The 20,966-nt window shown below is 67.9% G+C and carries 18 protein-coding genes; 3 read left to right on the forward strand and 15 right to left on the reverse strand.

Features of this window, described 5'->3' with window-relative positions; all coding sequences use genetic code 11:
- The first annotated feature begins 28 nt into the window (after positions 1–28).
- Together HTA01S_RS22805 and HTA01S_RS22810 are read left to right on the forward strand one after the other, a co-directional pair.
- Positions 29–2,488, forward strand: a complete 2,460-nt coding sequence (locus HTA01S_RS22805; protein ID WP_245638182.1) for a Lon protease family protein — start codon at positions 29–31, stop codon at positions 2,486–2,488.
- Positions 2,489–2,633: 145 nt separating this feature from the next.
- Entirely contained in the window at positions 2,634–3,101 is a 468-nt protein-coding gene (locus HTA01S_RS22810; RefSeq protein ID WP_068175649.1) for an SH3 domain-containing protein, read from the forward strand.
- A 1-nt stretch (position 3,102) separates the two neighbouring features.
- Here HTA01S_RS22810 and HTA01S_RS22815 read toward each other — a convergent pair whose 3' ends face one another.
- Positions 3,103–3,762, reverse strand: coding sequence for a glutathione S-transferase family protein (locus HTA01S_RS22815; RefSeq protein ID WP_068175652.1), 660 nt, complete (start codon positions 3,760–3,762; stop codon positions 3,103–3,105).
- Positions 3,763–3,782: 20 nt separating this feature from the next.
- On the reverse strand, positions 3,783–4,559 hold the full coding sequence (locus HTA01S_RS22820; RefSeq protein WP_068175654.1) for an HAD family hydrolase: 777 nt from the start codon (positions 4,557–4,559) through the stop codon (positions 3,783–3,785).
- A gap of 19 nt (positions 4,560–4,578) precedes the next feature.
- Here HTA01S_RS22820 and hemH point away from each other — a divergent pair, with 19 nt between their 5' ends.
- Complete coding sequence (gene hemH, locus HTA01S_RS22825; RefSeq protein WP_068175658.1) at positions 4,579–5,670, forward strand: ferrochelatase; 1,092 nt, start codon at positions 4,579–4,581, stop codon at positions 5,668–5,670.
- Between the two features lie 22 nt (positions 5,671–5,692).
- Here hemH and HTA01S_RS22830 read toward each other — a convergent pair whose 3' ends face one another.
- From HTA01S_RS22830 to HTA01S_RS22890, 13 genes are all read right to left on the reverse strand, one after another.
- Complete coding sequence (locus HTA01S_RS22830) at positions 5,693–6,565, reverse strand: alpha/beta fold hydrolase (protein ID WP_068175661.1); 873 nt, start codon at positions 6,563–6,565, stop codon at positions 5,693–5,695.
- Positions 6,562–7,662: a branched-chain amino acid ABC transporter permease gene (locus tag HTA01S_RS22835; RefSeq protein ID WP_068175664.1), complete on the reverse strand. Its 1,101-nt coding sequence runs from the start codon at positions 7,660–7,662 to the stop codon at positions 6,562–6,564. Before HTA01S_RS22835 ends, HTA01S_RS22830 begins: the two co-directional genes overlap by 4 nt.
- Before the next feature lie 13 nt (positions 7,663–7,675).
- Complete coding sequence (locus HTA01S_RS22840; RefSeq protein WP_068175668.1) at positions 7,676–8,662, reverse strand: branched-chain amino acid ABC transporter permease; 987 nt, start codon at positions 8,660–8,662, stop codon at positions 7,676–7,678.
- Positions 8,659–9,396: an ABC transporter ATP-binding protein gene (locus HTA01S_RS22845; RefSeq protein ID WP_068175673.1), complete on the reverse strand. Its 738-nt coding sequence runs from the start codon at positions 9,394–9,396 to the stop codon at positions 8,659–8,661. Before HTA01S_RS22845 ends, HTA01S_RS22840 begins: the two co-directional genes overlap by 4 nt.
- Positions 9,393–10,160 (reverse strand): ABC transporter ATP-binding protein, encoded by a 768-nt coding sequence (locus HTA01S_RS22850; RefSeq protein WP_068175675.1) that lies wholly within the window; start codon positions 10,158–10,160, stop codon positions 9,393–9,395. The genes HTA01S_RS22845 and HTA01S_RS22850 overlap by 4 nt, the downstream gene beginning before the upstream one ends.
- A 25-nt stretch (positions 10,161–10,185) precedes the next feature.
- Positions 10,186–11,682, reverse strand: coding sequence for an extracellular catalytic domain type 2 short-chain-length polyhydroxyalkanoate depolymerase (locus HTA01S_RS22855; protein WP_068175678.1), 1,497 nt, complete (start codon positions 11,680–11,682; stop codon positions 10,186–10,188).
- Between the two features lie 224 nt (positions 11,683–11,906).
- Positions 11,907–13,097 (reverse strand): substrate-binding domain-containing protein, encoded by a 1,191-nt coding sequence (locus HTA01S_RS22860; protein WP_068175682.1) that lies wholly within the window; start codon positions 13,095–13,097, stop codon positions 11,907–11,909.
- Between the two features lie 162 nt (positions 13,098–13,259).
- Entirely contained in the window at positions 13,260–14,750 is a 1,491-nt protein-coding gene (locus HTA01S_RS22865; RefSeq protein WP_068175685.1) for a sigma-54 interaction domain-containing protein, read from the reverse strand.
- A gap of 70 nt (positions 14,751–14,820) precedes the next feature.
- Complete coding sequence (locus tag HTA01S_RS22870) at positions 14,821–15,459, reverse strand: HAD family hydrolase (protein ID WP_068175688.1); 639 nt, start codon at positions 15,457–15,459, stop codon at positions 14,821–14,823.
- A gap of 78 nt (positions 15,460–15,537) precedes the next feature.
- On the reverse strand, positions 15,538–16,503 hold the full coding sequence (gene phnD, locus HTA01S_RS22875; protein WP_068175692.1) for a phosphate/phosphite/phosphonate ABC transporter substrate-binding protein: 966 nt from the start codon (positions 16,501–16,503) through the stop codon (positions 15,538–15,540).
- A gap of 52 nt (positions 16,504–16,555) precedes the next feature.
- Positions 16,556–17,611, reverse strand: a complete 1,056-nt coding sequence (locus tag HTA01S_RS22880) for an ABC transporter ATP-binding protein (RefSeq protein ID WP_068175698.1) — start codon at positions 17,609–17,611, stop codon at positions 16,556–16,558.
- Positions 17,612–17,632: 21 nt separating this feature from the next.
- Complete coding sequence (locus HTA01S_RS22885) at positions 17,633–19,825, reverse strand: ABC transporter permease (protein WP_068175709.1); 2,193 nt, start codon at positions 19,823–19,825, stop codon at positions 17,633–17,635.
- 95 nt (positions 19,826–19,920) lie between these two features.
- Positions 19,921–20,943: an ABC transporter substrate-binding protein gene (locus HTA01S_RS22890; protein WP_068175712.1), complete on the reverse strand. Its 1,023-nt coding sequence runs from the start codon at positions 20,941–20,943 to the stop codon at positions 19,921–19,923.
- Positions 20,944–20,966: the final 23 nt, after the last annotated feature.

Consider the following 20,966-nt stretch of genomic DNA (forward strand, 5'->3'; position numbering starts at 1 on the left):
ACTTGCGCGGCCCTCCAATCCGCGCATCATGAACACACTGAACCCGAGGGACCTGTTCATGACCACCACCCGCCTTGCCCCCGAGCAACTGAGCCTGCGCATCGACCCCGCCTCGCTGGGCTTCGACGACACGTCCACGCTGCCCACCGGCACCCTGCCCTGGATCGGCCAGGAGCGCGCCGAAACCGCCGCGCGCTTCGGCCTGACGATGGACCAGCCCGACTACAACCTGTTCGTGCTGGGCGAGGTGGGCAGCGGGCGCGCCACGCTGCTGCGGCAGCTCACGCGGGCGGTGGCCGCCGAGCGCCCGGTGCCGCCCGACCTGTGCTACCTGCACAATTTCGACGCCCCCGAGCGCCCGCGCGCCCTGCGCATGCCCGCCGGCCAGGGGCGCGAGCTGCGCCAGCTCATGGGCAAGCTCTCGCGTTTCCTGCAGAGCGAGATCCCGCTGCGCCTGAGCAGCGAAGACTTCAAGGCCGAGAGCGAGCGCATCCAGAACGCCTACCAGGCCGAGGAAGCCAAGGCCTATGTCGAGCTCGACGCCTTCGCCGAGGCGCGCAGCTTCAACCTGTTTCGCGAATCGGGCCATCTGGTCTTCACCCTCATCGGTGACAAAGGCGCCGCGTTGACCGAGGCCGAGGCCCGCGCGCTCTCCAAGGAGCGGCGCGCCGAGATCGACAAGGCCGAGCAGGAGCTGCGCGACGAGATCGCGCGCTTCCTGGAAAAGACCCGCCCCATGCTGCGGGTGATGAACGAAGGCCTGGCCGCGCTGCGCCGCCAGACCGTCAAGCCCCTGCTCGACCACGAGCTGCAGACCATCCGCGTGAGCCTGAAGAAGCAGATCAAGGACTCCGTCAAGCTCGGGAGCTACCTCGACCAGGTGCAGCACGACGTGCTCGAACACATCGAGCTCTTCATCGCGCAGGACAGCGACGACGAGGCGCGCCAGGAAGCATTGGCCCAGCTGCTGCTGGGTTACCGCGTCAACCTGGTGGTGGACAACGCCGACCTGTCGGGCGCGCCGGTGATCGCGGAAGACAACCCGGTGTTCCACACGCTCTTTGGCCGCATCGAGTACCAGGTCGAAGAGGACGTGATGATGACCGACTTCTTCCGCGTGCGCGCGGGCAGCCTGATCCGCGCCCACGGCGGCTTCCTGCTGCTGCACCTGCGCGACCTGCTGGCCGACGAACTGGTGTGGGAAAAGCTGCGCCGCTTCATGCGTTCGGGCCGGGTGCAGATCGAGGAGCCCGGCAGCTCGCTGATGCCCATGGCGGCCGTCTCGCTGCAACCCGAGGCGGTGGACGTGGAGGCCAAGATCGTGCTGATCGGATCGGTGGACGAGTACTACGCGGTGCAGGAGGCTGACCCCGAGTTCGCGCGCCACTTCATGGTCAAGGTGGATTTCGCCGAGAGCTTCCCGGCCAGCGACGAGACCCGCGCGGCCAGCGCGCTGTTCGTGGCCCACACCTGCCGCAAACTGGGCCTGCCCCACCTGTCGGCGCCGGCCGTGGCCCGCCTGATCGAGGATGCCCACCGCCAGGTGGACGACCAGACGCGCCAGAGCGCCATCTTCGCGCGCACCGAGGCCCTGGTGGCCGAAAGCGCCGGCATGTGCCGCGTACGCGGCGCCGGCCGGGTCGAGCTGCAAGACGTGGACGCGGCGCTGGACGCGCGGCGCCAGCGCCACAACTACCCCGAACAGCGCCTGCGCGAGTCCATCGCCGAGGGCGAGCGCCTGATCACGCTGCGCGGCGAGCAGGTGGGCCAGATCAACGGCCTGACCCAGATCGACCTGGGCGACTGGCGCTTTGGCCTGCCGGTGCGCGTGAGCGCGCGCACCCACGCGGGCACCCAGGGCCTGCTCAACATCGAACGCGAGGTCGAGATGTCGGGCCCCATCCACGACAAGGGCGTGCTGATCCTGCACAGCTACCTCACGGCCCTGTTCGCGCACCTGTCGCCGCTGGCGCTCAACGCCTCCATCGTGTTCGAGCAGGAGTACCACGGCGTGGAGGGCGACTCGGCCTCGTGCGCCGAGCTGTTCGCCGTGCTCTCGGCGCTCTCGGGTGTGCCGCTCAACCAGGGCATCGCGGTCACGGGCGCGCTCAACCAGCACGGCGAGGTGCTGCCCGTGGGCGGCATCAACGAAAAGATTGAAGGCTGGTTCCGCGTCTGCGAAGCCTCGGGCCTGGACGGCCACCAGGGCGTGTTGATGCCCGCGCGCAACCTGCGCCACCTGATGCTGGAGCGCCCCGTGATCGAGGCCGTGGAACAGGGCCGCTTCCACATCCACACCGCCGCCCACCTGAGCGATGGGCTGGAGCTGCTGACCGGCCTGCCCTCGGGCCTGCCGGTGGCGCCCACGGTGGAGGTGGACTACCCGCCCGAGAGCGTGCTCGGGCGCGCACAGCAGACCCTGCAGGCCTACCGCCGTGCCTGCCAGCGCGCCGGATCGGCGGGGCGGGCGAGGCGGCTCCGGCCATGATGCGAACATTCACCCTTTGATCGCGCCGTCATGTGAACCTGGGCACCCGGTGCCCTGCGCCGGCAAAACCACGGGAACCTCTGCGACCAGTTGCGTTCCCATTGGCTCACCAGCATTTCAACCACGAGGAAAGGAGCATCTTCGGATGAACTGGAAAAACACCACCCGTCAAACCCTTGGCACCACGGTCCTGTGTCTGGCGGCACTCGCCGCCACCGCCGCATCGGCCGCCACGCAACAGATGGTGAGCGTCAAAGGCTCCACCCTGAACATGCGCTCCGGCCCCGGCACCCACACCGAGGTGTTGTGGGAGCTGAAAAGGGGCTACCCGCTCAAAGTGCTCGCCCGCAAGGGCCGCTGGTTGCAGGTCATCGATTTCGAGAAAGATCGCGGCTGGGTGGCCCGCTCGCTCACGGGCAGCACGCCGCACCACGTGGTGAAGTCCCGGGTCGCCAACATGCGCTCCGGCCCCGGCACCCAGCACAGGATCGTGGGCAAGGTGGAGTATGGCGAGGTACTGCGCACACGCGAAAAACGCGCCGACTGGGTGCGGGTGGAGCGCGACAGCGGCAAGATCGGCTGGATCGCCAAGCGCTTGTTGTGGGGCTGGTAAGTCAGCCCAGCGCCTTCACAGCCACGTGCGCGGGGCGTTCGATGCAGCGCCGGATCCAGTCGTGCGTGAGCGGGTGCGCGGCCATGAGCTCGCGCGCCGGCCTGGCCCAGTTCAGCACGCTGGCCGCGCACAGGTCGGCCACCGTGAAACGGTCCGCCGCCAGATGGCTCTCGCCGCGTGCCTGCTGCTGCTGCAGGTGCTGCTCGATCACACGCAGTGGCACGGCCAGCCGCTTCTCGGCCACCACGGCCAGCTCGGGCTTGCGCCGCTCGGCGGGCATCACCATGCGGTGCATCAGCACCGTGAGCGCGTCGGCTTCGGCTTCGTTCACGGCCCAGAAGCTCCAGCGCAGCGCTTCGGCGTCTTCGCGCACGGTGGCGGGCGTGATGCTGTGGCCGTCGGGCCGGCCGTGGTGGCGTGCGATGTAGAGCGCGCAGGCCATGCTTTCCCAGACCACGATCTCGCCGCCCTGCTCCGGTGGCCGCCGATCCACCACCACGGGGATGTGGCCGTTGGGGTTGAGGGCCAGGAAGTCGGGGCTGCGCGTGTGGCCGCCCAGGTAGGTGGTGGGCACGTGGGTGAAATCCAGGCCGAGTTCGGTCGCGGCCCAGAGCGGGCGCACCGCACGCGAGGCGGGAATGCCGTGGATGGTGAGGCTCATGGTGAAACGATGAGGTGTGTTTAGCCGAGCGCGCGGCACAGGGCCAGCAGCTCGGTCACGGTGATGTGGGGCGCCAGCGGTGCGTGTGCCCATGCCTGCCTGGCTCGATTGACCCAGGCGAGCTGCATGCCGGCCTGGAGCGCGCCCACGCCGTCCAGGTGGGCGTCGTCCCCGATGTGCAGCACCTGCGAGGCGTCCACGCCCGCGGCCCGCGCGGCGGCGTGGAAGATGCGGGCGTCGGGCTTGGCCGCGCCGAAGCCGTGCGCGTTGAGCGAGGCCCGGAAATGCGCGCCGATGCCCACGCGGTGCACGTCGGCGTTGCCGTTGGACACCGCCACCACCGGGTAGCGGCTGCTCAGCCACTCCAGCGCGGGCAGCGCATCGTCGAACAGCTCCACGCGGTGCCGCTCGGCAAAAAACACCTCGAACGCCGGCTCGGCCAGCGCCGGGTCGTCGCCCGCGCGCTGCAGCAGCAGGCGGATCGACTCACGGCGCAGCCCGCTCATGTCGTGCGCGAGATCGGGCCGGGTGGTGCTCATCTGGTTGCGCAGCTCGCGCAGCGTGCCCGGCGCGGCGCACAGGGCGGCGGTGGCCGGCGCATGCTCGCTCAGCCAGGCCTGCAGCACGTCTTCGGCGCGGGCGATGGTGGGCCAGATCGGCCAGAGCGTGTCGTCCAGATCGAGCGTGATGGCGCGCACGCGGCTGGCGTCAAGGCCGAGGTCCGGCGGGGTGGTGAGCGCGTCCGCTGGGGCGCGGCTCTCGGAGGCATGTGGGAGCGAGGGGGTGGCGGCGGTCATGTGTGCGGGAGAATAGCGCATGCCTTTCCAACCAGAACCCCCGATCCCGCATGGCCAGGCGGCGCGCACGGCCATCGTGCTGTGCAATCTGGGCACCCCCGACGAAGCCACCGCCCCCGCCCTGCGCCGCTACCTCGCAGAGTTCCTGGGCGACCACCGCGTGGTGGAAATCCCCAAACCGATCTGGTGGCTGATCCTGCACGGCATCATCCTGCGCACCCGGCCGGCCAAGTCGGCCGCGAAGTACGCCAGCGTCTGGATGCCCGAGGGCTCACCGCTCAAGGTGTGGACCGACAGGCAGGCCACGCTGCTGCGCGGCTACCTGGGCGAACGCGGCCACCAGGTCACGGTGCGCTACGCCATGCGCTACGGCAACCCGTCCATCCCCGCGGTGCTCGACGAACTCAAGGCCCAGGGCGTGACGCGCGTGCTGATCGTGCCGGCCTACCCGCAGTACAGCGGCACCACCACCGCCAGCGTGTTCGACGCGGTGGCCACCTGGGGCCTGAAGGTGCGCCATCTGCCCGAGCTGCGCTTCATCAACCGCTACCACGACGACGCCGGCTACATCGAAGCCCTGGCCAGAAAGGTCCGCGCGCACTGGATGCACCACGGCCAGGCCGACCAACTGGTGATGAGCTTTCACGGCGTGCCCGAGCGCACCCTGCGCCTGGGCGACCCCTACCACTGCGAGTGCCAGAAGACGGCGCGCCTGCTGGCGGAAAAACTGGGGCTGGCGAAAGACCGCTACAAGCTCACGTTCCAGTCGCGCTTTGGCAAAGCCAAGTGGCTGGAGCCCTACACCGAGCCCACGCTGATCGCGCTGGCGCGGCAGGGCGTGAAGAGCGTGGACGTGGTCTGCCCCGGCTTCACCAGCGACTGCCTGGAGACGCTGGAAGAAATCAACATGGAAGCGCGCGAAGCCTTTCTGCACGCGGGCGGCCAGGCGTTCAACTACATCGACTGCCTCAACGACAGCCCCGACTGGATGCGCGCCCTGACCGAACTCACCGAGCGCCACCTGCAGGGCTGGCCCACCCGGCATGCCGACGACCCGATGGCGCTCAAGGAAAGCCGAGAGCGGGCGCTGGCGCTGGGAGCAAAGGACTGAGGGGGCTCAGCTTCTCGCCCGCTCAGTGCACGCCGACCAGAAAGCGCTGCACCAGATCGAGCTGCTCCGGCACATTGAGGGCCGGAGCATGGCCGCAGCCGGCGATCGTCACCACCAGAGCCCGCGGCCCGCGGTCGCGCATGGCTTCGGCGGTGTCGGCCAGCAGGAGGTCGGACTCCGCGCCGCGCAGGCACAGCACCGGGATGTCAATGCGGTCGTAGGCGTCCCACAGCTCGTAGTCGGCTGGGTGGTGGGTGAACTGCATCACCATGGCCGGGTCGTAGTGCGGCGTCACGCGGCCGTCGGGCAGGCGGCGGGTGGAGCTTTCGGTGAGCAGCTTCCACTGCGCGTCGCTGAGAAAACCGTAGGGCTTGTAGATGGTGCGGAAGTACTGCTCCAGTTCGCCCACGGTGGCGAAACTCGCCGGGTTGCCGGCGTAGCTGCGGATGCGCTCGACCGCCGCATCGGCCAGCTTGGGGCCAATGTCGTTGAGCACCAGGCGCTGGATGTGGCCCTGCAGCGGACCGGCCGCGCAGACCATGCCAATGGCGCCCCCCATGGAGGTGCCGACCCAATGGAAGGACGACAGCCCGAGCTGGTCGACCAGCGCCGTGGCGATGCGCGCGTAGAAGTCCAGGCAGTACTCGGCCTCGGGGGTCGGGCTCCATTCGGACAGGCCACGGCCGATGGTGTCGGGGCAGATCACGCGATGACCGAGGGCACTCAGGTACGCGGCCAGCGGATCCATGTCGCGCCCGGTGCGCGCCAGGCCGTGCCAGGCGACCACGGGCGTGCTTTCGGGCACGCCGGGTGCGGGCGCCCAGTCCATGAAATGGATCTCGCGGCCTTCGCAGCTCAGGTAACGCGATTGGGGAATCACGGCGGCGGTGTTCATTTCATGCCTTTCAATCGGGCGAGAACGGCGCGCTCCCTGAGCTTGCCCACGATGCCTGTCGGGAAGTAATAGACCGACAGCACGAACAGCACACCCATCCAGAGCAGCCAGCGGTCGGGCGTGAGCAGCGCGGGCAGCAGCGGGATGCCCTCGGTCGCTTCGCCGGCCAAACGCAACAGGTCCTGCAGGTAGCTCTGCGCCAGCACGAACAACACGCTGCCGATCAGCGCGCCGTAGAGCGTGCCCATGCCGCCGATCACGACGATGAGCAGGATGTCCAACATGATCTCGAACGAGAGCGAGGTGTCGGGCCCGTTGTAGCGCAGCCAGAGTGCGAGCAGGCAGCCGGCCAGCGTGGCGAAGCCGGCCGAGAGCACGTTGGACAGCGTGCGGTAAACGACAGTGCGGTAGCCCAGCGCCTCGGCCCGGAAATCGTTCTCACGGATCGCCTGCAGCACGCGGCCGAAGGGCGAGTTCACGATGCGCAGGATGGTGAGGAAGATCGCGGTGACGGCCGCGAAGATCAGGTAGTAGGTGATCAGCTTGCCGTTGAGATCGACCTCGCCCAGCGGTGTCACCAGCGGTTCTTCGCTCAGCGTGAAGCCGGGCGAGAGCAGCTCGGGCACGCTGAAGCTCAGACCGTCTTCACCACCGGTGAAGTCCGACAGCTGCGAGGCCAGCGTGAGGAAGGCCGAGGCCACCGCCAGCGTGATCATGGCGAAGAAGATCGCGCGCACCCGCAGCGAGAACAGGCCGATCATGAGCGAGAGCACCAGCGAGACCGCCAGCGCGCACAGCACCCCCAGCGCGATGGCGCCCCAGGACGGTTCTTCGACCGCGCTCAGCGCGATCGCCACGCCGTAGGCCCCGATGCCGAAGAACATGGTGTGGGCAAAGCTCACGATGCCGGTGTAGCCCAGCAGCAGGTCGAAGCTGGCCACCAGGGCCACGAACACCAGCACCTTGGCCGCCACGTTGAGCGCCTTCACGCCCGGGAACAGGAAAGGCGCGAACGCCAGGCCAAGGAACAGGATGACCAGCAGCGCGGCAAGCCAGCGGCTGCGCGGGAGGTCGTTGGAGAGCAATCGGTGAAGCATCAAATCCTCCTGCTCAACGGTTCGTGACTGGGTAAACACCTTGGGGGCGCCACAACAAAATGGCGACCATCAGCGCGATGTTGGAAAACAGCGCCACCTTGGGCACCAGGAAGCCGGTGTAGTTGGCCATCAGGCCCACCAGCAGCGCGCCGATGAGCGCGCCCAGCGTCGAGCCCAGGCCGCCGATGATGATGACGATGAAGATCAGCACGTTGACCTGCGCGCCCATCTGTGGGGTCACGTTCTGCTGGTACAGGCCCCACATCACGCCGCCCAGGCCGGCCAGTGCCGAGCCGGCCACGAACACGCCGACGAACAGGCGCCGGATGCGGTAGCCCAGCGACTCGACCATCTCGCGGTCCTGCACGCCGGCGCGGATCAGCAGACCGACCTTGGTGCGGTTGAGCGTCCAGACCATGGCGGCGAACACGGCGGCGCCCACCAGCACAGCCAGCAGCCGGTATTTCTCCACCGCGGCGTCGCCCATGAGCACCGCGCCGCGCAGCGCCTCGGGCAGCGGCAGCGGAATCTGCTCGGGACCCCAGATCACCTTGATCAGCTCCTCGCCGATGATCATGCCGCCCATGGTGATGAGGATCTGCTTGAGGTGCATGCCGTACACCGGGCGGATGATGAGGCGCTCGAACACCAGGCCCAGCGCACCCGCGACGGCCATCGCCACCAGCATCGCGGGCAACAGCGCCAGCAGGTTCAGCCACAGGCTGTCGGCCGTGGTGTAGCTCCCCATGCTCGCGAGCACCGTGGTGGCCACGAAGGCGCCGAGCGCGATGAACACGCCGTGGCCGAAGTTGAGCACGTCCATCAGGCCGAACACCAGGGTGAGGCCCGAGGCGATGATGAAGACGATCATGCCCATGGCCAGCCCGGCCACGGTGAGCGTCAGCCAGGTGGACGGGCTGCCGATGGCCGGCAAGGCGGCCAGCGCGAGCACCGGCACCAGGGCCATGGGTTTCCAGTCGAGTTCTTTGAACAAGCTCATTGGTGTGCTCCGAGTGAGAGGCCCAGCAAACGCGACTGCATCGATTCATCGGCAGCCAGCTCGGCCATGGAGCCGCTGTGCACCACGCGCCCGTCGTCCATCACGGCCACCGTGTCGCCGAGCTGTCTGGCGAAGTTGAAGTTCTGCTCGACCAGCAGGATCGTGGTCTGCGCCGCCTTGAGCTGGCGGAAGGCCTCGATCATGTTCTGGATGATCGCGGGGGCCAGGCCCTTGCTGGGCTCGTCGATCAGCAGCAGCTTGCGCGGCTCGACGATGGCGCGCGACACGGCCAGCATCTGTTTCTGCCCGCCGCTGAGCTTGCCGGCCGGGTGCGTCCAGAACTTCTTCATGGCCGGGAACAGGCCGAAGATCCATTCGAGCCGCGTGGTGTCGATGTCATCGAGCGTGCGCGCACCGCGCGCGGCCAGCAGCATGTTTTCGCGCACCGAGAGATCGGAGAAGATGCCCATGCTCTCGGGCACGTAGGCCACGCCGCTGTGCGCGATGTCGGGCGTGGGCTTCTGCGTGATGTCCTGCCCGTCAAGCACCACCGTGCCCTGGCTGGCGTGCCACAGACCCATGATGGTGCGCAGCGTGGTGGTCTTGCCCGCGCCGTTGCGGCCGAGCAGCATGGTCAGCTCGCCCTTGGGCACGACCAGGTCGACGCCGTGGAGGATGTGGTACGCGCCGATGTGGGTGTGGACCTGTTCCAGTTTCAACAGCACCTCGCTCATGCGGCCTCCTTCTCTTCCGGGTTGATACCCAGATACGCCTGCTGCACCACCGGCGAAGCGATCACCGTGGCCGGGTCGCCGTCGGCCACCAGCTCGCCGTTGTGCAGCACGATGATGCGGTCCGAGAGTTCGCGCACCACGTCCATCTTGTGTTCGACCAGCAGGATGGTCTTGGTCTTGTCGGCCTTGAGCTGGCGGATCAGGTTCAGGATCACGGGCACCTCGTCCACGCTCATGCCGGCGGTGGGTTCGTCGAACATGAACACCTGCGGCTCCAGCGCCATGAGGATGCCGACCTCCAGCTTGCGCTGGTCGCCGTGCGGCAGGCTGGCCGCCAGCGCGTCGCGCTTGTCCGCCAGCGCCACGGTCTCCAGCACCTCGTCGGCGCGCACCACCAGGTCCTTGCGGTCGCTCCAGATGCGCCAGAGGTTCAGGCCCGCGCCCGCCCTCGCCTGCACCGCCAGCCGCACGTTCTCGCGCACGGTCAGGTTGGGAAACAGGTTGGTGAGCTGGAACGCGCGGCCCAGCCCTGCCTGCGCGCGCGCCGGCGCCCCCAGCGCCGATACATCCACCCCGTTGAGGTGAACGCTGCCGGCGGAGGCCCGGATCTGGCCCGAGATGAGGTTGAAGTAGGTCGTCTTGCCCGCGCCGTTGGGGCCGACGATGGCGGTCAGCGTGCCGGGCTGGAAAGCGCAGGTCACGCGGTTGACCGCCACGTGGCCGCCGAAGCGGACGGTCAGGTCCTGGGTGGATAGCTGGCTCATGATCTCCTTGGGGTCGTCCGTTGCATCAGGGGCAGGTGCCGATGACGTAATAGTTGCTGCCGGTCATCTTCAGCGTCCGGGTGATGAAGACATTCCACAGGCCCATGTTCTGGTGGGACCCGTTGGCGTAGGTGTAGCCGCCCAGTTGGTAGGCGCGGCCCGCCGTGGTGTGGGCGTAGTTGCTGGCCGTATAGCAGGTGGCGGGTGGCGGCGCGCTGCCCGTGGTGGTGCCCAGGGCCGCCGCGGACGCCGCGCCCTCCACGCCCTCTTCGTCCGCCGCGCGCACCGTCCAGCTGTACTGCGTGGCAGCGGCCAGGCCCGTGTCGGTGAAGCTGGTGGCCGTGACCGGCAGCGCGTTGGTCTTGTTGGCGTTGCGGTACACGTTGTAGCTGTCGGCGCCGCTCACGGCGCTCCAGCTGATCGTCATGGTGGTATCGGTCGGGTTGGACGCGACCACGCCGGTGGGCGCTGGCAGCGTCGGGGTGCCACCGCCGCCGCCCGAGGACACGCGGTCCACCATGGCCTTGATGGCGGCCATCTGCGTGCCGGCCTTCTGCGCGAAGTTGCCGCCGTACCAGCCGATCCAGTCCCAGCAGGCATTGGGATTGGCCAGCGAGCCGCTGGCCGCCGTGCTGCGGCTGGTGTTGTCGGTCTTCGTCTGGGGGAACAGCACGATGATGCTGTTGGTGTCGGCCCAGCGGCTGTAGCCCGTGTTCTTGATGAACTTGTCGCCGATCTTGTCGGTGCTCTGCTGGCAGCCGTGCAGCGCCACGTGCAGCTTGCACTGGCTGCCGCTGGCGCAGTTGGCCGGCACATAGGCCCAGCCCGTCGCGGCCATGCCGGGGTTGCTGACGAACTCGCCCTGGTTGAACTCGATGTAGTTGCCCGCCGCCGGTGCGTTGTTGCGCGGGTTCAGCGTGCCGTAGAACTTCTGCAGCACGGCCTTGGCACCGTCGTAGCCGCAGTTGCTGATGTAGGGCGAGGCGGCGCTGCCGCAGCCGTTGTTGCCCGTGCTGTCGAAATCGGTGGGAAAGGTGTGGGCTGTGCCGCCGCGCACCACGTGTTCCATGTTGGTCGCCGTCACGCCGTTGTTGGTGTACTGCGTCTTGAGCGCGTTGACGGGGTTCTGCCCCACCGTCGTGTCGCTGGTGCCGATGAACAGGTACACCTTCTGGCCGGCAACGTTCGACTTGTTGTCGATCGCGCCGCTGGCGCTGTAGCTGTCGATGCGGTTCTGCATGTTGGCCAGCGCCGTGCTCGAAATGCTGGCGTTGTACATGCAGGCCGTGTAATTGCTCAGGCCCGCGCACATGTAGGGGCCGGCCGCGAACACGCCCACGCCCTTGAACAGCGACGAATAGGCGATGCCCAGCTGGTTGGCCATGAAGCCGCCCGAGGACAGGCCGGAGACCGTGGTCTGGCTGGTGTCCACGTTGTAGGCGGGCAAGTTGATGGCGGCCAGCGCCGTGCCAGAGGAAAGCGCCGCGATGGCGGCGAGCGCACGCATTGAATCGAACGTCATGGGGTTGTCTCCTGGAGTGCTTTTTGGGCAAAACATCGCCGGCCCCCGTGTGTCCGGGGGTTCCTCACGGAACAAGCAGAAGTGGAAGGCAGCGAGTGCAGCACCCTTCCAGAAACACGGCGGAACCGGCTCCGCCGGGCCGCTCGTGTTGTCCCTCTTCAGGGGGAAGCCGCGTCAGCGGCGCAGGGGGTAGCGCCGAACAATGCGCAGGGGGTCAAGCGCTTTCAGCGCTTGTTCCTCACCGGCACGTTCATGTCCGCCGGCTTGATCTCGCGCACCAGCTCGGGCACGCCCCAGGGGAAGGCCGGGTCCACCTTGATCTTGAAGTGGTACATGCTCTGCATGGCCTGGTGGTCTTCCTGGCGGAAGGTCATCGTGCCCTTGGGCGTCTCGAAGCTCATGCCTTCCATGGTCTTGATCAGCGTGTCGGTCTTGGTGTCGCCGTTGGTCTTCTTGAGCGCCGTCACCACGGCCATCGCCGCGCTGAAGCCACCGGCGGTGAAGAAGTCGGGCGGGCTCTTGAACTGCTTGTAGTGGTCGGCCACCATGGCTTCGTTGACCGGGTTCTTCGGGATGCCGAAGTAGTAATACGTGGCGCCTTCCATGCCGGGGAAGTTCTTGTAGGCGGCCATGGCCGGCAGGATGTTGCCGCCGGTGGCGATCTCGATGTTGTAGCGCTTGAGGTCGAGGTCGGCGATCTTGAACGGGTTGCCCGCGCCGGCCCAGATGATGAAGATGACCTTGCGGCCCGGCTGGTCCTTGAGTTTGTCGATCAGGCGCTGCGCACCGGCGGTGAAGTCGGTGGTGCTGGTCGGCAGGTATTCCTCGTGCACGATCTTGGCGGTCTTGACCGCGTCCTTGAAGGCCTTCACGCCGTCACGCCCGAACGCGTAGTCCTGCGCCAGGGTGGCGATGCTCACGCCGGCCTTGTCCAGCGCCACGGCGTTGGAGATCGCGTCCTGGCTGCTGTTGCGCCCGGTGCGGAAGATGTACTTGTTCCACTTGTCGCCGGTGATGGAGTCGGCCACGGCGGGCTCCACCAGCAGGATCTTCTTGTATTCCTCGGCCACCGGCAGCATGGCCAGCGCCACGCCGGAGCCGGTCGGGCCCACGGCGATGTCGGCCTTGTCATCGGCGAACGCGGCCGCCAGCTGGGCCTTGCCCACGTCGGGCTTGAACTGGCTGTCCTTCTCGATCACCACCAGCTTCTTGCCGCCCACCATCATCGTGCCGCCGGTGGCGTAGTTCAGACCCATCATCAGGCCGGTGTGGGTCTGCTTGGCGTAGGCTTCGAGCGGGCCGGTCTTGTCGTACACGTGGGCGATGCGGATCTCGCCCTTGTTCGACTGGGCAAAGCCCAAGGTGGCGGTGCAGGCGAGCGCGATGACCGCCAGACGGCGGGTGGTGTTGTGCATGTCTTGTCTCCTGGTTGGATGTGTCACGGCGCGTGGCACCGTGTCTTTCGCAGTGCAGGGTCCGTGCCAGGGCAGACAGGCCTTGATTCACAAGGTATTTTTATCGATCCCTCTTGGCATTGTCTGAATTTCAGACAGTACCGACACGCCCGATGTGTCTGATTATTGGACAGTTGTCCGAATTTCAGACGTCACTTCCATGGCCGCCAGCTTGTCGTAAAAGCTGGCCCGCGAGATGCCCAGCAGCCGGGCCGCGGCCGTGCGGTTGCCGCCGGTGCGGGCCAGGGCAAGCGCAATCGCCCGGCTCTCCAGCTCGGCGATCTGCTCGGGCAACGGCCGCAGATCCGTTTGGCCCGCCGGCGCGCCCGCGTCCCCCGGCGGCCAAGGCACGGCCGGCTCGATGCGGTCCAGCCCGGCCTCGCGCAGCACCGGCTCCACCTGCGCAGCGTCAATGTGCGGCGAATCGCTGCGCAGGGCCAGCTGTTCCAGCACATTGCGCAGCTCTCGGATGTTGCCACGCCAGGCCTGGGCCGCCAGCAGGGCCTGGGCCGAGGCGCCGATTTCCAGCTGGGCGCCGCCGCCCCGCGCCGCGATGTCCTCGCACAGCGCCTCGATCAGCAGCGGGATGTCGCCCTGGCGCTCGCGCAGCGGCGGCACCCGGATGGGCAGCACGTTGAGCCGGTAATACAGGTCTTCACGGAAGCTGCCCTCGCGCACCATCTGCTGCAGGTCGCGCGAGGTGGCCGCCACCACGCGCACGTCGAAGCGCACCAGCTTGTTCGAGCCCAGCGGCTCGATCTCGCCTTCCTGCAGCGCGCGCAGCAGCTTGACCTGCACCGTCATCGGCATGTCGCCCAGCTCATCCAGAAACAGCGTGCCGCCGTCGGCCAGTTTGAACTTGCCGTCGCGGCCCTTCTTGTCGGCCCCGGTGTAGGCGCCGGGCGCCACGCCGAAGAACTCGGCCTCCAGCAGCGTGTCGGGCACGGCCGCCATGTTCACGCTCACGAACGGCCGCCCCGCGCGCGGCGACGCGGCGTGGATGGCGTGGGCCAGCAGTTCCTTGCCGGTGCCGGTTTCGCCCAGCAGCAGCACCGGACTGCTGGAAGACGCCGCGCGCCGCGCCTGGCGCTTCACCTCCAGCGCGCCCGGGCTGGTGCCCACGAAGCTGGCGAAGGTGTATTTGGTGCGGCGCTGGCTGGCGAGCTCGCGCCGCGCGTCGTTCAGGTCCTGCTCCAGCCGCGCGAACTTGGCGATCAGCGGCTGCAGCGTGGTTTCGGGGTGGTCGAACAGCACGATGCCCAGCACGCCGATCACCTCGCCCGCGTCGTCGCGCAACGGGATGCGGCTGACCACGAACGTACCGGCCTTGTTGGTCAGCAGGTCGATCAGGATCGGCTTGCCGGTGGCCAGCACCTGGTGCATCTGCGTGTTCTGCACCACGCTGGAGACCGGGTGGCCCACGAAGTCTTCCTCGCGCTCGAAACCCAGCGCCGGCAGGAAGCGGCGGTACTGGTCGTTGATCCAGACCACGCGCGCCTTGCGGTCCACCAGCATCATGCCCTCGCTGGCGGTGGCGAACAGGTCGAACATGGACCGCGCAGCCAGCTCCAGGATGCTCTGCGCGTCGCGGGGAAGTCGGTCGTCTCGGGTCATGCGGCCATATTACGCGCAGCCCCGCGCGCGGTCCGCGCGCAGCCCAGCCCAGCCCAGCCCAGCCCAGCCCTCAGCCTTCTGCCAGCAGTCCGAGCCCTTGCAGCTGCGCGCGCGCCTGCTGCGCCGATTCAAAGCGCACGCCGCGCCAGCCCTGCGCGGTCGCCACGTCGATGTTGCGCTGCATGTCGTCGAGGAACACCGGCACCTGGTCCTGCAGGCCCAGGCGCTGCACGGCGGTCTGGAAGATTGCCGGATCGGGTTTGACCTGGCGCACGCGCGCGGAGAACACGCCGTCGTCGAACCAGTCGAAGAAGGCATGGTTGCGCTCGATCCACTCGGCCAGGCCGGTGGGCATGTTGGAGAGATAGACCAGACGGTGCCCCTGCTCCCGCAGCTCGCGCATCAGCTCCACGGTGTCGGTCTTGACCGTCATGTGGGGTGGCAGGGCCTCGATCAAGGCACGCAGTTCCTGCTCGGGCAGCCCGGTGCGCCGTGCGATGCGCTCGGCCAGCCCATCGGGCCCGATGTGGCCGAGATCGAACTGCGTCCAGTCACCGTTCAGGTCCAGCGTCTGGAAGATGCGCGCGCTCAGGCGCTGCACCGACGCCTTGTCGGGAGCGTGTTGCGGCAGCACCTGCTGCAGCAACACCGTGGGCTGCCAGTTGAACACCACCCCCCCCAGATCGAACACCACCACCGATTTCGTCATCGAACATCCTCATCGTTGAAAAAACAAACACCACACCTCATACCCGCTTTTCATGCCACCGGAGCGGGGCATTGGGCCTCATGCCCCCAGCTTCAGACGCAACTCCAGGCGCGATCCGCGCTTGATCACCGCCTCGATCCGACGGGCCCGCTCCTGCGCGCTCAGCGACTTGTCGTGGTTGATCGCCTGGCGGGCCTTGAACATCTCCAGGTCGGCAATGGGCACCAGTTGCCGATTGCTCGACGCGCGAAACCGGGAAAGGCCGTTGACCCTTTCGAGAATCTGTTTCTCTTCGAGGCGGGTCGCACCGAACCCGACCACAAAGCTGCCGATCTTTCGCCGCACATCCGGTGGCAGGCCCGTCCGCCACAACAGGGGGGACTGCGGAATCAGGGGCGACTCCCACACCACCTTGATCCGGGTGGCCAGTTCGGGAAAATCTCGCGCGAAAAAGGCCACCTCCTCGTTGTTGGCGGTGGCCACATCCACCGCGCCGGTGGCCACCTTCTTCAGATTGTCCTGGTGGCTGCCCGATTCGTGGTGCTGAAAGATGGATTTCGCCTCGTTGATCCCGTTCTTCTGGAAGGCGAAGTACAGCGGCACCAGGTGCCCCGACGTGCTCTTGGCCTCGCCATCGCTGAACCGCAGATGCCTGGCCTGCGCGAGCACATCGCCCAGATCGTTGATCGAAGCCGCCTGCCGCCCAACGACCATCTGCGACTGGTAGCCCAGCCCCCCGTCGCGGGTCACCATCTGGGCAAAGACCGCCCCGGCCCCGGCTTCCACCACCTCCAGCGCCGGCACGTTGCCCATCCATCCAACATCGACTTCATGGGCCATGAAAGCCCGGACCATGTGTTCCTGGGTCTCGAACACCTGGAGCTCGATGGCCTGCCCCACCGCCGCCCCCAGCCGCTCGACAAACGGCCACCAGTTGTCGCGGGTCTGCTCCACCGCCCGGGGCGAGATCACGCCAAACACCAAGCCAGCGCTGCGGGCCTGGACGGCGCTCAAGCCGGCCAGCCACGGGAGGGTGCCCAGCACGGCCGACCGGAGACAGCCTCGACGCGTCAAAGATGCCATGAAGTCGATCCCGTCAGGCCGCCACCACGGACACGCCCCGGGCCGGCGGGCTGAGCGACACCGCGTCGCCGATCTGCCATGTGCGTTCCACATCGGGCGAGATGACGAAGATCGCACCCAGGTCGGTGTGCACGGTCAGCTCGTAGAAGCTGCCCAGGTAGGCCAGCTTGGACACCACCCCATCGACGGCGCCCGCCAACCCGGCCGGGCTCACGGTCCAGGCCTCGGGCCGGATCGCGGCCTTGATGGCCCCGGGCCGCACCGCGTGCAGGGCCCCGAGCTTCAATGGCCCCACCTGCACCGTGCCGTCGTCCAGCGCCTGGCCCGGGAACAGCATGGCCTCGCCCATGAAACCCGCCACGAACTCGCTCACCGGCCGCTCGTACAGGTCGGCCGGGCTGCCGGCCTGCGCGATCACGCCGTGGTCCATCACGATGATCTGATCGCTGACCGCCAGGGCTTCGCTCTGGTCGTGGGTCACGTAGGCCACGGTCAGGCCCAGGCGCTGCTGCAGGCTGCGGATCTCCTCGCGCATGCTGCGGCGCAGGCGCGCGTCCAGGTTGGACAGCGGCTCGTCGAACAACAGCACGGCCGGCTCGATCACCAGCGCACGCGCCAGCGCCACGCGTTGCTGCTGGCCGCCCGAGAGTTCGCTGGGCAGGCGCTGATCCATGCCGACCAGGCCCACGGTGGCGAGCGCGGCGCGCGCACGCTCGGCCGTCTCGGTGGCCGACACCCCGCTCACGCTCAGGCCGTAGCTCACGTTCTGCAGCACGCTCATGTGCGGGAACAGCGCATAGCTCTGGAACACCATGCTCACGTTGCGTTCGTTCGGGCCGAGCGAGGTCACGTCCTGGCCGTTGATGAGGATCTGCCCGCCGCTGGGCGTTTCCAACCCGGCGATCATGCGCAGCGTGGTGGTCTTGCCGCAGCCCGAGGGACCGAGGATGGTGGTCAGGCCGCCCTTGGGCACCACGAAGTCGATGCCTTTGACGATCAGCGGGGACGAGGGGCCACCGTAGCGTTTGGTGACCTGGCGGAATTCGATGCCGGCGGTTGGTTTGCTCATGAAGGACTCCTGAAGAAGGGATCAGGCCGCGCGTGCGCGCCGGCCGAGTTTGCGTTCGCCCACCAGGCGCTGCACCAGCGCGGTGATCAGCGACATGAAGACGATCAGCACCGTGCAATACGCCAGCGCCACGCCGTAGTCGCCATTGCCCACGCGGCCGATGATGTAGGTGGTGGACAGCTCGTACTTGGCCGACACCAGAAAGATCACCGCCGAGACGGTGGTCATGGAGCGCACGAAGCTGTAGATCAGCGCGGCCGTCAGCGCCGGCTTGAGCAGGGGCAGCACCACCCGGCGCAGCGTGGTGAGGGTGCTGGCCCGCAGCATGAGCGAGGCCTCGTCGAGCGAGCGGTCGAGCTGCTTGAAAGCCGCCGTGCCGGCGCGCACGCCCACCGGCAGATTGCGGAAGACGAAACACAGCACGATGATGAGCCCGGTGCCGGTGAGCTCCACCGGCGGCACGTTGAAGGCCATGATGTAGCTCACGCCCAGCACCGTGCCCGGGATCGCGAAGGTCAAGAGCGCGGCGAACTCGAAGGCCGACTTTCCACGGAACTCGGTGCGTGCCAGCAGCCAGGCGATCAGCAGGCCGAGGAAGGCGCAGACCGGCGCCGCCATCGCCGCCAGCGAGGCGGTGGTGAACAGCGAGTTCCAGGCCGTGCCGGCCCAGACCAGCCCGTGCTCGCCCCACTGCAGGTCGAAGGCGCCGCGGAAGTGGTCCAGCGTGAGCGTGTAGTCGCGGCCCCAGGTGCGCACGAAGCCGCCGGCGAACGCGAACAGGTACACGGTGACCGTGAACAGCAGCCATGGGCCGGCCACCCCCAGGCACATCCAGCGCACGCTGCGCGGCAGTGGCATGGCCATGCCCGCATCGCCCTTGCCGGTGACGGTGGTGAAACTGGTCTTGCCCAGCAGGGCACGCTGCAGGAAAAACACCGCCAGCGCAAAGACCGTGAGGATGAGCGCCAGCGCGGCGGCCATGCCGGGGTCCAGCGAAGCCCCCACGATCGCGAAGAAGATCTCGGTGGAGAGCACCGCGTACTGGCCACCCAGGATGATGGGGTTGCCGAAGTCGGCCATGCTCTCGATGAACCCGACCAGGAAGGCGTTGGCCAGGCCGGGCTTGAGCAGCGGCAGCGTCACGGTCAGGAAGGTGCGGACCCGGTTGGCGCGCAGCGTCTGCGCGGCCTCTTCCAGCGAGGGGCTCACGCCCTGCACCACGCCGCGCATGATCATGAAGGCGATCGGCGTGAAGGCGAACATCTGCGCCAGCCAGACACCGAAGACACCGTAGAACCAGCGCGAGGGCGGCACGCCGAAGGCCCATTCCATGAACTGGTTGTAGAGCCCCGCGCGGCCGAACAGCAGGATCAGCCCGAGCCCGACCACGAAAGGCGGCGTGATGATGGGCAGCATGGCCAGCGCGTTGAGCGGGCGCGCCAGGCGCGTGCCGCCGCGCTCGGCCCACAGCGCCATGAGCGTGCCCATGAAGGTGGTGCCGGCGGCGGTGAGCAGCGCCAGGTACAAGGTGTTCCAGGCCACGCCGCAACGGATGGCGCCGCCCACGCAGCCCAGGCCCCAGATGCGTTCCGTCCCCAGGCGCTGCCACAGCGCGGCCGGGGAGAACTCGCCCATGTCGTCGTACAGGCCCGTGACCAGCGAGCGCAGCACCGGGTAGACCACGAACAGGGCCAGCAGCGCCACGCAGCCCACCACCGAAGAGGCCACGAACACGTCGGAGCGGAAGTAGCCCAGCCGCGCGATGCCCGAGCCCAGCAGCGCAACCAACGACGCCAGCACGACGAAGCCACCCCAGCCCATGCCGAACTGGCCATGCTCCAGCGGCCCGAACAGGGCTTCGAGCGACTCGAACGACCAGCCCGGCGCGCCGATGGCAAAGCCGCTGGCCAGCAGGCCGATCAGGCCCAGGCTCGCGCCGCCCACCAGCAACCGCCCCTGCCCCCGCCCAGCCGGCAGCAGCAGGCCGCTGGACGCCAGCAGCAGGCCGGCCAGGCCCACCCAGAGCCACGGCCGGCCATGCCGGGCGGCCTGCACCAGGCCGCTGGCCGTGGTGTCTTCTCCCCAGACCCCGGCCAGGGCGGCCAGCAGCGAATGCTGCTGCAGGAAATACCAGGGCAGCACGGCGTAGGCCGCGAACCCCAACAGAGCCCAGGCGGCCATAGCGCGCCCGGACCGCAAAACAGAAACGGTCATGGTGAATTCCGTGGTGTATCAGGCTGGGCGATGCACCGTCGCCCGGCGGTCCGACCGGAGCCCGCAGGCGGCTCCGGTCGGAAGGACGGCAGGGCTCAGTGCGGCAGGCTGTTGACGTCTTTTTCCCAGCGCAGGATCAGGCGGCGGCGCTCGGCGGTCTGGCCGTATTTGGCGTAGTCGTAATCGATCATCTTGATCTTGCGGAAGTCGGGCACGCGCGGGTCCACCTTGGTCTCCTTGTTGGACGGCAGCTGGAACTGCAGCGTGGCCGCGCCCAGGGCCTGGGCCGCCGGTGTGAGCGCCCATTCGTAGAACTTCTTGGCCGCGTCCAGGTTGCGCGCGCCCTTGATGATGGACATGGAGCCGATCTCGGCGCCGGTGCCATCGGCGGGCGTGATGGTCTCCAGCGGGAAGCCATGCGCCTTCTCGCCCGGGCCGTCGTGCACGAAGCTGATCGACACCGTGGCCTCGCCACGCGCCACCGCCTTGATCGGGCCCGTGCCCGAACGGGTGTAGGCGCCGATGTTGCCGTGCAGCTTCTTCAGGTATTCAAACGCCTGTTCTTCGCCCATGAGCTGCACCAGGGTGGCGATCATGGTGTAGGCCGTGCCGCTGGAGGCCGGGTTGGCCGACTGGATCTCGCCCTTGTATTCAGGCTTGAGCAGGTCGGCCCAGGTCTTGGGCACGGCCAGCTTCTTCTTGGCCAGCAGTTCGGTGTTGTAGCCAAAACCGAGCGGGCCGGAGTAGATGCCCACGGTCTTGTAGCCCGACTGCGCGGCCTGCTTCTGCGCCCAGTCGTGCAGCTGGGGCAGCGAGGGCGACTTGTAGGCCAGGGTGAGGTTCTGCTCGGCGGCCTGCAGGTGCGGGTCGCCGGTGCCACCGAACCACACGTCGGTCTTGGGGTTGGCGCGTTCGGCCAGGATCTGGGCAATCGCCTCACCCGAGCCCTTGAGCGTCATGTTGACCTTCACGCCCTGGCTCTTCTCGAAGGTCACCGCGAGCATGTTGCACCACGCGGCCTGGGCCGAGCAGATCAGGTTGAATTCGCTGCTCTGAGCCTGGGCGGGCAGCATCTGGGCCAGCAACAGGGGGGCGGCCAGCCAGAGTTTCTTCGTCATCGTTTGTCTCCTGGGATAGGACC

This window comes from Hydrogenophaga taeniospiralis CCUG 15921 (assembly GCF_001592305.1).
Lineage (GTDB): Bacteria > Pseudomonadota > Gammaproteobacteria > Burkholderiales > Burkholderiaceae_C > Hydrogenophaga > Hydrogenophaga taeniospiralis.

What these genes read in the sequence shown, in the direction of transcription:
- HTA01S_RS22865 (WP_068175685.1), bottom strand. Translation starts at nt 14,750, where the DNA reads ATGACCCGAGACGACCGACTTCCCCGCGACGCGCAGAGCATCCTGGAG.
- HTA01S_RS22870 (WP_068175688.1), bottom strand. Translation starts at nt 15,459, where the DNA reads ATGACGAAATCGGTGGTGGTGTTCGATCTGGGGGGGGTGGTGTTCAAC.
- HTA01S_RS22855 (WP_068175678.1), bottom strand. Translation starts at nt 11,682, where the DNA reads ATGACGTTCGATTCAATGCGTGCGCTCGCCGCCATCGCGGCGCTTTCC.
- HTA01S_RS22820 (WP_068175654.1), bottom strand. Translation starts at nt 4,559, where the DNA reads ATGACCGCCGCCACCCCCTCGCTCCCACATGCCTCCGAGAGCCGCGCC.
- HTA01S_RS22850 (WP_068175675.1), bottom strand. Translation starts at nt 10,160, where the DNA reads ATGAGCCAGCTATCCACCCAGGACCTGACCGTCCGCTTCGGCGGCCAC.
- HTA01S_RS22840 (WP_068175668.1), bottom strand. Translation starts at nt 8,662, where the DNA reads ATGAGCTTGTTCAAAGAACTCGACTGGAAACCCATGGCCCTGGTGCCG.
- HTA01S_RS22885 (WP_068175709.1), bottom strand. Translation starts at nt 19,825, where the DNA reads ATGACCGTTTCTGTTTTGCGGTCCGGGCGCGCTATGGCCGCCTGGGCT.
- HTA01S_RS22830 (WP_068175661.1), bottom strand. Translation starts at nt 6,565, where the DNA reads ATGAACACCGCCGCCGTGATTCCCCAATCGCGTTACCTGAGCTGCGAA.
- HTA01S_RS22810 (WP_068175649.1), top strand. Translation starts at nt 2,634, where the DNA reads ATGAACTGGAAAAACACCACCCGTCAAACCCTTGGCACCACGGTCCTG.
- HTA01S_RS22880 (WP_068175698.1), bottom strand. Translation starts at nt 17,611, where the DNA reads ATGAGCAAACCAACCGCCGGCATCGAATTCCGCCAGGTCACCAAACGC.
- HTA01S_RS22805 (WP_245638182.1), top strand. Translation starts at nt 29, where the DNA reads ATGAACACACTGAACCCGAGGGACCTGTTCATGACCACCACCCGCCTT.
- HTA01S_RS22835 (WP_068175664.1), bottom strand. Translation starts at nt 7,662, where the DNA reads ATGCTTCACCGATTGCTCTCCAACGACCTCCCGCGCAGCCGCTGGCTT.
- HTA01S_RS22845 (WP_068175673.1), bottom strand. Translation starts at nt 9,396, where the DNA reads ATGAGCGAGGTGCTGTTGAAACTGGAACAGGTCCACACCCACATCGGC.
- HTA01S_RS22890 (WP_068175712.1), bottom strand. Translation starts at nt 20,943, where the DNA reads ATGACGAAGAAACTCTGGCTGGCCGCCCCCCTGTTGCTGGCCCAGATG.
- hemH (WP_068175658.1), top strand. Translation starts at nt 4,579, where the DNA reads ATGCCTTTCCAACCAGAACCCCCGATCCCGCATGGCCAGGCGGCGCGC.
- HTA01S_RS22860 (WP_068175682.1), bottom strand. Translation starts at nt 13,097, where the DNA reads ATGCACAACACCACCCGCCGTCTGGCGGTCATCGCGCTCGCCTGCACC.
- HTA01S_RS22815 (WP_068175652.1), bottom strand. Translation starts at nt 3,762, where the DNA reads ATGAGCCTCACCATCCACGGCATTCCCGCCTCGCGTGCGGTGCGCCCG.